Below are 10,138 nucleotides of genomic sequence, written 5' to 3' on the forward strand. Positions count from 1 at the left end.
GTGATTCGCCTATTGCGACTACTTTTTAACATGACTTTAACACGACAAAAAAAAATAAAAACAATTATTTAATTATCAATTACTTAAAAGTAAATTATCGAGAATTTACCGAGTATTCATTAAGGTCACTTGGGTTTAGCATCGGCATCTTTAAGCTTAACTTAACGACTTCCCATGCTAGCACTGAGGTAGTGGATACCGACAATAAATTATAAAATCAACGCATTTTAGACTTAATAGATATAAGGTTCAAGTGACGTCTAAAGGCTACTAGATGTAATACTTAGCAAAGAACATCACATCTAGACTCTCCCTAAGTGCTTTATTACTTTGTTGGCCAAACACCTTGCGTTAAATTAAGGTTTTTTTGTTCATTTTCATCTGGCTGGTATGTTGGCAATACGCCTGAGTCTTGTTGCTGATGATAATCTTTAGTTATTTTAACCACCACTTTAGATAACATAAACAGCGCTGTAACATTCAATATGGTCATTAATCCGGTGGAAAAATCAGCTAACGCAATTACTTCAGGCAAGGTAGCAACAGAACCAAACACTAGCATAAGTAAAAAACTGAAACGTAAAAACCATCGCCCTAATAAGTTATCCATTTTTAAGTACTTTAAATTATTATCCGCATAAGCAAAGTTTGCCACAATCGAAGTAAAAGCGAATAATAATATCGCTATGGTAATAAAATCACTACCCCAAGCGCCAACTTGATAGCTCAGTGCTTGTTGCGTTAATTGAATACCCTGTGCTTGGCTACCGGTATCTTTAAACAATAAAATTAAAATGGCTGTACATGAACAGATCAAGATGGTGTCAAAAAATACTGCCAGCATTTGAATATACCCTTGAGAAACAGGGTGTGGCGGAAAAGGTTCAGCTGCAGCGGCTGCATTGGGTGCGCTCCCCATCCCCGCTTCATTTGAATATAATCCGCGTTTAATGCCATGCACTATCGCCGCGCCAACCAACCCACTACCCGCCTCTTTTAAACCAAAAGCCGAAGCAAAAATATCACTGATAATCATTGGTACTTTGCTAATATTTAACGCAATAACAACCAAGCAAATCAAAATATAAAGTAAGCCCATAAAAGGTACGGTTAACTCTGCAAAACGCGCAATATTTTTTAGCCCTCCTAAAATAATAAAAGCTGCTGCTAACGTAATAACAATACCGGTATAAAGTGGATTAAAACCATAAGAACCATTAAAAGCGCTGGTAATTGAGTTAGCTTGTACAGCACTAAAAACAAAACCATAACCAAAAAACAAACACAGCGAGAAGGTAACGGCTAATTTTTTACTGTTTAAGCCTTTACTCATATAATAAGCTGGACCACCACGAAAGTTACCATTAAAGTCGCGCTCTTTATAAAGCTGCCCTAAAGCGCTTTCAGCAAAAGCAGTTGCCATACCGACAAAAGCAATTAACCACATCCAAAAAACAGCGCCCGCACCACCTAATGAAATAGCGACAGCAACGCCCATTAAATTACCGGTACCAACACGAGCGGCCAACGAAGTACATAAAGCCTGAAAAGAAGAGATACCATGGCTTGAACTTTGACGGCTAGTTTTTAAAAGACGAAACATGTGAAAAAATCGGGTGATTTGTAGACCTTTTAAGCGAAAAGTAAACCAGATCCCACAAGCACTCAGCAAGTAAATTAAAATACTACCCCATAAATAACCGTTAATCGTTCCTACCCATAATTCAATAATACTGGGTTCAATAACATTAGCTGCTAACACGTTTTTCTCCGAAGGTTTAAAAATTGACAAACACTAATAGCAACTAAGCGCAATATCTTATATAGCGAGTTAGTCACTTGAATCAATTTGAGGTTTATATTGACGTTGGGGATATTTTAATGACTAGTACAAAACGATAGTTTTTTAAAGGTAAATACCAACCGTAATGATATAAAATACGTAAAATTAAATTCTTTAAAACGCCTAGGATGAATATCTGCGCTAGTTTACCAAAATTACTTACGGTATAAATAATTTTATCAGCTCCCTTTACTATGCCAGCCATAATAATTTGTACATATAACACCTAACAACTACGCTTAATTTATCTCTTTACAGTTATTAAGTTGGTTATTATGCCTAAACCACGCTCACAACAGATTAGTTTACTAGATACGCCTAATTACCATATTTGTAGTAGAACCGTTCGCAAAGCATTTTTATGTGGTGTGGATAAAGACACTGGCGTTAGTTTTGAGCATCGACGTGCTTGGATTGAACAACGCCTTTTTCAATTATCTCGAGTCTTTGCTATCGATATTTGCGCTCATGCTGTTATGCATAACCACTTACACCTCGTTTTACATGTTGATAGTGAAGAAGTAAAAAAATGGTCAACAATAGAAGTACTCCAGCGTTGGCATACTTTATTTAAAGGCACGTTATTGACGCAACGATATCAAAAAAACCATAAGCAACAAATACTTAATAAAATTGAAATTTCAATGGTAGAAAGTACCGCCGCTATTTATAAACAACGTTTAATTGATATTAGCTGGTTTATGCGATCATTAAATGAACCCATAGCCAGACAAGCAAACAAAGAAGATAACTGCACAGGGCATTTTTGGGAAGGACGCTTTAAGTCTCAAGCATTACTTGATGAAGGCGCTTTACTCGCCTGCATGGCTTATGTAGATTTAAACCCTGTACGATCTGGTATTGCATCAACGCCAGAAAAATCAGCTTACACCAGTATTCAATTACGCATTAAAGCGGCGCTTCAAGGTAAGCAGCCGACTACCTTATTACCCTTTCGAGGTAATGAGCAGCAACACAAGGCAAAAGGTATCGCTTTTAGTTTACAAGATTACTTAACCCTTGTTGATAAAAGCAGCCGCGTACTACGTGATGATAAGTCAGGTGCTATTCATCCTAAAACAAGAAGCATCTTAACAAGGCTGCATATTAGTAACGAAAGTTGGCTAAAACTTATCACCGAATTTGAAAAAATTTTCACCGGCGCGGTAGGCACTGCTGAGCACTTGTGTGAATTTAGTGAACATGTTGGTTTACAACGTACTCATGGTATAGCGAATGCGCAAGCTTGCTTAAATAGCGCATAACGCCCTATCCCACCCAAAAAATAATAGCGGTTATCTTAAGGTATCTGGCGTAACTATATCAAAATTCAGCTACCCCCACCTGAATTAGAGGCAATAACAGGGAAAACTATAAATAAAGTCAATTACGTTATAAATTATTTTTTATTTCATCAGAAAAGCATCAGACACATCCGCTTTTTAGTTACCATCATTTATGGCTGGCACGATAAAATGATGGGTGGCACGATAAAATGATGGGTGGCACGATAAAATTGCACGATAAAATTCGATAAAATGGCAGAATAAACTGCTAGGCGACTTGCCATCAATACTGCAGAGATAGCAAGTCGCCCAGTATTGATATTACAAAATACTTGTCAGTGCTTGCTCTAGTTGCTCAACAGTTCGGTCAATATTATGCAGTTTTTCTAAACCAAATAAGCCAATGCGGAAGGTTTTAAAATCAGCACGTTCATCAACAGCCATAGGTACGCCAGCAGCAATTTGTAAACCTACTGAGGCAAATTTCTTGCCGTTTTGGAATTCATCATCGCTGGTATAGCTGACAACCACGCCAGGTGCTGCGAAACCGTCAGCAGCGACACTGTTAATACCATGCTTACTAAGTAATGCGCGTACTCGTTGACCTAGCGCTAATTGTTCTTGGCATACTTTGTCAAAACCATAGGCTTTAGTTTCTTGCATGATATCTCTAAAACGCGTCAAGCTATCTGTTGGCATAGTTGCGTGATAAGCATGACCACCATTTTCATAGGCTTCCATAATCTGTAACCATTTTTTCAAATCACAGGCAAAACTATCACTAGTAGTCGACTCAATGCGCTCACGTGCTAATTCACTTAACATAACTAAAGCACAGCATGGTGAAGCACTCCAACCTTTTTGTGGAGCACTAATGAGTACATCGACACCGGTGTCTTGCATATCTACCCAAACAGTACCTGAGGCAATACAATCAAGTACCATAATTCCGCCCACTTGATGTACCGCTTGTGCCATCGCTTGAATATAGTCATCAGGTAAAATGATACCGGCAGAGGTTTCTACATGTGGCGCAAATACAACATCAGGCGATTCAGCTAAAATAGTAGCGACCACCTCGGCTATCGGTGGTGGAGCAAATGGCGCTTGCGTGTCGTCACTTGTTTGTTTTGCTTTTAAAACGGTTTCACTGCTAGGGATATTACCCATTTCAAAAATTTGGCTCCAGCGATAGCTAAACCAACCATTACGTACTACCAGTACCTTTTTATTACGAGCGAACTGACGCGCTACAGCTTCCATACCAAAGGTACCACTGCCAGGCACTACAATAGTACTATGGGCATGGTAAACCGATTTTAAATCAGCGGAAATATCTTGCATAACCTGCTGGAATGAACCAGACATATGGTTCAAGGAGCGATCGGTGTAAACAACGGAGTATTCTAATAATCCATCGGGATCAATATTGGGTAACAATCCAGGCATGTCAGTGTCTCTTAATAACTATGTATATGTTGATATTGCGTATATTACCCCGAGGTTCAATAAATAACTAGAAGCAGCGATAATAATTTACAAAAGCTAAGATGACTAGTAACTTAACCGTTCAAAATCATTGACAATTACCTTACCAATAGACGGTGTGATTATACGTAAAAACGATGATTAGATGAATTTATCTAGACGATCACATAGCAAGTGTGGAGAGTAAGGCTAAAAAATCCCCCCTTTTTTATTTCACCATAAAAGCTTAAATTGACATCCCCTTCTTAATTTTTACTATTTTGGGTGGCCTGATAAGTTCTGATAAGTTCTGATAAGTTCGACTGATAAGTTCTAAAGGAAGCGGTTTTGTAATAATTGTCGAACGACATTAATGAACAACAATGAGCAACAATCAACTAAAATAAAGTCTAATAAATATAATAAAGTGCTTGCTATCTACAGTCTGGGTAGTATATAAAATACACAACTATTAATTGGCAGTAAATTTAAGCCAATACATACCAGACTATAATAATTATAAAAATATACTTCGGCTAACGGCCGAGTTTATCTGGTAATGGAGGCAGCCAGAACTCAATAGCAAAGACATAGTGCTATTGATAAGTGTTGCAATCAACAATCATGATTGACTGTTAACGTACCTTTGCGGGTTGTGCGGTAACGGCTCCTACATCCGGGTTTAGAAAAGTTTTTAATCATAAAAACTTATACTTTGAACCCAAGATTGAAGGACAATTATGAATATCTATATTCCCCTTTGTATTACCCCTACCATCGGTTATTGCTCGGTTGAGCACTCATGTTTAAGCTTCATTAATAGCGGAGGTCATCATGAGTAAATCAAATAATGATCTTATGTATGGCCTTCATGACAAACCTGAACCAAAGAAAGCGTTGTTTGCTGCTTTTCAGCATGTCTTAGCGAGCTTTGTCGGGATTATCACCCCGCATTGATTATTGGCGGTGTATTAGGTTTAGGCAGTGAGCTGCCTTACCTGATTAGTATGGCATTGTTGTTTCAGGTATAGGTACTTTTATTCAAGCTAAAAAGATTGGCCCCATTGGTTCGGGGTTACTATGTGTGCAAGGCACTAGTTTTGCCTTTTTAAGTGCAGTGTTGGCTGCTGGCTTTGTTGCTAAAAATAGAGGAGGCACCTCAGAAGATATTTTAGCCATGATTTTTGGTGTTTGTTTATGCGCTGCTTCGATTGAAATTATACTGAGTCGTTTTATGCACAAACTAACGCGTATTATTACACCGGTTGTGACAGGGATCGTGATCACGACTATTGGTTTGTCACTAATTAAAGTCGGGATGACCGATTTGGCCGGCGGTTTTTCTGCTGCAGATAAAGGCAACCTTAATTACTTATTTGTTGGTGGTATCACTTTGGCAACGATTATTTTTATTAACCGCTTTAGTAATCAAACCCTGCGCCTTGCTGCCATTATGATTGGCATGGTAGTTGGTTACATTACCGCTGCATCGATGGGAATGGTTAATTATGATATTGCTGAAGTGGCTGTTGTGACAATACCAATGCCGTTTAAATATGGCTTTGATTTTGCTTTATCTGCTTTTATACCGGTTGCCATTATTTCTGTGGTGACGGCGATTGAAACGACCGGTGATCTAACGGCTAACTCAATGGTGTCAGGTGAGCCAGTAAAAGGCCCTCTTTATATGAAACGCATAAAGTCGGGGGTTTTAGCCGATGGTACCAACTCAACGATTGCTGCAATTATGGGAAGCTTCCCAATGTCAACTTTCAGTCAAAATAATGGTGTTATTCAGCTCACGGGTGTTGCCAGCCGTTATGTTGCTTTTTATATTGCCGCTTTATTTATTGCCTTAGGTATGTTCCCTATTATTGGGGCTTTTTTGCAAACGATGCCCAAACCTGTGTTAGGTGGTGCGACATTGGTGATGTTTGGCACGGTGGCAGCAGCAGGCATTCGGATTTTGTCTACGGCAGATCTAGGTCGCCGTGATTTATTAATAATGGCGGTGTCTTTTGGTCTGGGGTTAGGCGTAACTGCGGTACCTGAAGTGACTAACTACTTACCACCGTTACTGAAAAGTATTTTTAGTTCTTCTGTAACTGTCGCTGGTTTAGCCGCAATTTTGATGAGTATCATTTTGCCAATGGCGACAACTGAAACAGAAACGGACATTGACACTGAAAGACAAAAGGATACCTACGCTACAGAACCTAATGACATGATAAAAGTTAGCTAACTCAAGCGTTCTAATCAAGGTCGCCAGTGATTGTCAAAGGCGACCTTTAGTGGTCTTTAAGAAATAAGTTCTATGCTTTATCACCTTTCAACATCATCAAAGTAGCGGTTCCTCTTCAACGTGTTGAGGCATATCATTAGCTATTTATCAATTGTTCGCAAGCTGCTTGGCTTGGGATTTTAATTGCTCAAGAGCCGCTTGATTGTAATAGCGATTATGTGAAATAACCCCCGTAAGTTTTTGGGTGTTACGCACATCAATTAACGGGTTATGTGTTAAAAAAATGATATCCGCTATTTTACCTTTACTCAACTCACCAAACTGTTCACTTTTTCCTAAAAATTTAGGACCTGCAAGCGTCGCTGACTGTAAAGTTTGTAGAGGCGTTAAACCGTAGTCACTAAATATAGCAAGCTCTTGATGAAGTGATAAACCAGGGTAAATGTAAGAGTTCAAAAATCCTGCATCAGTACCTGCAATAATCGATACACCTGCCTGTTGTGCCAGCACAAGTAATTGAGCGGTTTTGATAAAACGTTCTTTACGCTGTTTTATTTGTTCAGTGGTATCTTTATTTGCTCGGTCTACACGCCATTGATAAGTAGCTTTAAGCCCTTTACCGAGGTAATTTAAAAATTCATCATTTTGATGGTTGTCTTCATCAATATTGGCGATAACCTGTCCGCCTATTAAGGTTGGCACTACTGCCGTATTATTTTTAGCAAGTACCGCATATTTCTTTAGTGCCGTTTGTTTATCAACATTTGCGGTGATAATAGGTAAAGCACTGCGGTAACTAAGTTCACCAGAGGCTACTTTTTTTGATATTTCAGGCTCATTAATTGCTGCTGCTTTTAATAAGTAAGTCATGTGTTCTATGGCATCTAAGCCAGCATTAGACACATCCGTTACCGATAATGAAAAAGGAATATGTCCCGATATTTGATAACCGCGTTTTTTAACTTCCTTTACTGCTTTTAAATAAAGCTCAGGTGTTAAGGCGCTATCGGTAATTTTTATAAAGTCGACATTCATAGCATCAAGACTATCAATTGCGGCATTCATTTCTGCAACCGTTTCTACTTCAAGATCACCCGGCCAAATAGAACCTTTGCCTTCAAGCTTTGGTCCTGATGTATAAATGCTTGGACCAACTAATTGATTGTTATTCACTTGTTCACGCCAGCTTAACACTGACTCACTTAAATCAGCGGCAGCATCACGTACAGTGGTAATACCATAGGCGAGATATAATGGTAAAAGCTGTTTGTTTTCTTCTATTAACGCTTCACCACCACCAAAATGTACATGCATATCCCATAGGCCAGGCATAAGAAATTGCTCATTAGCATCAATATAATTATCGATAATATAGCTATTTTTTAGTGACTTACTACTGCGTTCAATGATCACACCATCACGAATAACTAATGATTGACCTGTATTGAGCTTACCTGTTTTTACGTCAACAATAGTTGCATTACTGATCAAAATGTCAGCGTGTTGAGTAGGTTTACTTTCACATGCACTAAGTAGTAAACAAGTTGAAAATAAAAGTATAAATTTCATGTTTTGACCTTAATTTTTTTTATTGAGACTAGCACAATCATCGGCTGTAACAAGAGTTTGTGAGTTAAAGTGCAAAAAAGATAAGGTGAGTGTTATAAATAGCAGCTACTCATTCATTCAATACAATAAAGTTATGATGGGTGAACTGATAAATTTGTGCATTTTTACCTGAGCTAAACGCTTAAGTCTGTCAATATTTAGGAAACTTGTTACAATGCCCTTTTTTGATTTTAGGTAGACTATGAATAATAGTAATGATCCGCTATACGGCATAAAACTTGAACAGATCCTAACCGAACTGGAGAAAAAAATTGGTTGGGAAAAAATGGGCGAGTTACTTAATATTCGTTGTTTCACGAATAAACCACGCCTTAAATCAAGTTTAAAATTCCTGCGTACAACCCCTTGGGCACGCAGTAGAGTTGAAATCTTATACCTAAAAACTTTTTGTAGTAAACATGCAGAAACGGGGAAAATAATCAGGGCAATACTCGCCCAGAATAATGCTGTTGCAGAAAAAACGTCTACCAAGCCCGCTGCTAGTAAAAACGCTCCCTTTGTTTGGCCAACACCTAAAAAGAAATAGACTTATGCCGCATTCGGGGCATTAGGCGTTAATGGTGAAAGCAGTGTATGGCTATTTTTTATTTTACCAACAGAAGTTTAAGTTCCATTTTCTGCCGGGCGTCGCAGTGGCGACAACACCCAAGAGGCGACGTATCGCCGCACCTCCCATTGAACGCCCTGAACAGCTAAAACTGAACGTTAATTTTTTGCCATTATCGATACTGATGAATGCTCGTCCCTCGCAATATCAGTGCCAGCCAACCTCACAGACGTCATCCCCGTGGTGACTTAGTCGGGGATCTAGTACTTAGTGATATCGATTCCTCCCAAGACATTGACGGAATGACAGCATTAGCAAGAATAACTCAGCTGCTCCCACAAACGCCAAGTCTGCTTGAACAAAGCGATGTAGTGCATGGATGCACGTTCAGCACAGTTACGTCGATAACACTTGAATTAATTGAAGAAATCGTTTGTTGGCAGCGCCGAGAGATTCCAAAGGGAGGCCGGTGGCAGTCTCGCTTTGGGTGTCGTCGCCACCGCGACAGATAATTTAAAGTGTACTTGACCCCATTTATAAGCTATTTACTCACCTAGTAATAAACGCCAAGTTTGTTTGAACAAACGCTGAAAGAAGTGAAAATTCATTAAACGTATTGCTTGGTATTTGCTTCACTGCTTGGCGTCGCGGTGGCGACAGCACCCAAGGGGCGACGTACCGCCGCGCCTCCCCTTGGAACCCCTGCGACGCCCTGCTCAGCAAAACATTCCATCACCAACTAGCGTAGACCACGATTCCTGCCGATTTATCTTCCCTGAACAACGGCAGCCCTCGACGTCCTGTCTCGGGTCGAGGCCTACCTTTGCTAGTTGATGATGGAATTGCTGAGATGGGATTAAGTATTCTTGGTCACTATGTCGAATTTTAACGACTAAATACTACTTTGCTAGAGAGACAAACAACTATCACAACAAGCACCAAGTCTGCTTCATCAAACGCCGAAATGAAGCACAATATTCACGTATGTTTCATGGATGATGAACAAAGCGATGTAGGGCATGGATGCACGTTCAGCACAGTTACGTCGATAACACTTGAATTAATTGAAGAAATCGTTTGTTGGCAGCGCCGAGAGATTCCAAAGGGAGGCCGGTGGCAGTCTC

At 39.4% G+C, this 10,138-nt stretch carries 5 protein-coding genes and 1 pseudogene; 3 read left to right on the plus strand and 3 right to left on the minus strand.

Going from position 1 to position 10,138, the window contains the following annotated elements; all coding sequences use genetic code 11:
- Positions 1 to 325: 325 nt before the first annotated feature.
- Complete coding sequence (locus tag FCS21_RS13620) at positions 326 to 1,732, minus strand: alanine/glycine:cation symporter family protein (RefSeq protein WP_138624102.1); 1,407 nt, start codon at positions 1,730 to 1,732, stop codon at positions 326 to 328.
- 386 nt (positions 1,733 to 2,118) lie between these two features.
- On the opposite strand from FCS21_RS13620, the gene FCS21_RS13625 reads away from it, so the two are divergent.
- Positions 2,119 to 3,108, plus strand: coding sequence for a transposase (locus FCS21_RS13625; RefSeq protein WP_138624095.1), 990 nt, complete (start codon positions 2,119 to 2,121; stop codon positions 3,106 to 3,108).
- 342 nt (positions 3,109 to 3,450) lie between these two features.
- Here FCS21_RS13625 and FCS21_RS13630 read toward each other — a convergent pair whose 3' ends face one another.
- Positions 3,451 to 4,578 (minus strand): aminotransferase class V-fold PLP-dependent enzyme, encoded by a 1,128-nt coding sequence (locus FCS21_RS13630; protein ID WP_138624096.1) that lies wholly within the window; start codon positions 4,576 to 4,578, stop codon positions 3,451 to 3,453.
- A gap of 852 nt (positions 4,579 to 5,430) precedes the next feature.
- On the opposite strand from FCS21_RS13630, the pseudogene FCS21_RS13635 reads away from it, so the two are divergent.
- Positions 5,431 to 6,838, plus strand: a pseudogene (locus tag FCS21_RS13635) (nucleobase:cation symporter-2 family protein).
- 147 nt (positions 6,839 to 6,985) lie between these two features.
- On the opposite strand, the gene FCS21_RS13640 reads toward FCS21_RS13635, so the two are convergent.
- Positions 6,986 to 8,407, minus strand: a complete 1,422-nt coding sequence (locus FCS21_RS13640) for an amidohydrolase family protein (protein WP_138624097.1) — start codon at positions 8,405 to 8,407, stop codon at positions 6,986 to 6,988.
- Positions 8,408 to 8,648: 241 nt separating this feature from the next.
- Here FCS21_RS13640 and FCS21_RS13645 point away from each other — a divergent pair, with 241 nt between their 5' ends.
- Complete coding sequence (locus FCS21_RS13645) at positions 8,649 to 8,993, plus strand: VF530 family protein (protein ID WP_138624098.1); 345 nt, start codon at positions 8,649 to 8,651, stop codon at positions 8,991 to 8,993.
- Positions 8,994 to 10,138: the final 1,145 nt, after the last annotated feature.

The sequence above is a fragment of the Colwellia ponticola genome (genome assembly GCF_005885605.1).
Taxonomy (GTDB): Bacteria; Pseudomonadota; Gammaproteobacteria; order Enterobacterales; family Alteromonadaceae; genus Colwellia; species Colwellia ponticola.

Bases quoted from the DNA above. Each gene is read 5' to 3' on its own strand.
- FCS21_RS13640 (WP_138624097.1), bottom strand. From the start codon at position 8,407: ATGAAATTTATACTTTTATTTTCAACTTGTTTACTACTTAGTGCATGT.
- FCS21_RS13630 (WP_138624096.1), bottom strand. From the start codon at position 4,578: ATGCCTGGATTGTTACCCAATATTGATCCCGATGGATTATTAGAATAC.
- FCS21_RS13625 (WP_138624095.1), top strand. From the start codon at position 2,119: ATGCCTAAACCACGCTCACAACAGATTAGTTTACTAGATACGCCTAAT.
- FCS21_RS13645 (WP_138624098.1), top strand. From the start codon at position 8,649: ATGAATAATAGTAATGATCCGCTATACGGCATAAAACTTGAACAGATC.